This window comes from Nitrosopumilus sp. b1, from assembly GCF_014078545.1.
In the GTDB taxonomy this organism is placed as follows: Archaea; Thermoproteota; Nitrososphaeria; order Nitrososphaerales; family Nitrosopumilaceae; genus PXYB01.
Genome location: NZ_MU078746.1, coordinates 1 through 742 on the forward strand (window position 1 = coordinate 1; position 742 = coordinate 742).

The 742-nt window shown below is 36.9% G+C and carries 1 protein-coding gene and 1 pseudogene; both read left to right on the top strand.

Going from position 1 to position 742, the window contains the following annotated elements:
• Positions 1 to 229, top strand: a pseudogene (locus tag C6988_RS09985) (hypothetical protein); the annotation flags it as partial.
• A 183-nt stretch (positions 230 to 412) separates the two neighbouring features.
• The gene (locus C6988_RS09990; protein WP_182135170.1) at positions 413 to 706 is read left to right on the top strand and encodes a hypothetical protein; all 294 of its coding nucleotides are present in this window, start codon (positions 413 to 415) and stop codon (positions 704 to 706) included.
• Positions 707 to 742: the final 36 nt, after the last annotated feature.

Sequence of the window (742 nt, forward strand, 5' to 3'; positions counted from 1 at the left end):
AGACGAGGAGCATTTTTGCCAGCAGGTTGCAAAAAGGCGTGAGATGAGACAGGAGTTCGACAAGAGCCTAGGTAGTGTGCGTTATGTCCACGTAGAGCGAGAAAAGGTAACGCAAATTGTAATCTATCCTAAAACATACACCGTATACTTTACGATGGAGCCAGAGATGGCAATAACAAAAAAACTCCGTCTTGTAAATAAAATTAAAAAAATGACTGCAGACTTGTAACCTGCCTGTACAATTCGAACACACTAGACTATCAATAGAATAATTTTGTAACTTAATTTATGAATCAACAAGGAGCTGTTCTGTTTTTAGGAATTGTTGCAGGGCTTGCCATGCTGTTTCCATTAATCTACTGGCAGTTAAAATAAACTTTAGACTATTATAACTCGATTTTTATCTAGATTCATGCCAAAAGAGTTGCGAATTCTAGTTGATGAGACAAGTGATGGCCTTGATATCAAGCTGCAAAATGCAGGATACTATGCAGAAAGCGTCAAAAAACTGCGTGCAACTGACGAGAAAATGGGCTATGACTATAACATAATAGAATATGCAAAGAAAAACAACATGGTCTTTATCACAAAAGACAAGGAACCAGGCAAGGCATGCAAGGCAAACGGCATTGACTGCATCTGGATTAGCGATGATCTAATCTTTGATAAGGTAATTCTGCCAGAACTAGAATCCCTAAAAAAGTAATTACTTTTTATTTCATTACTATTATCTTACATTATG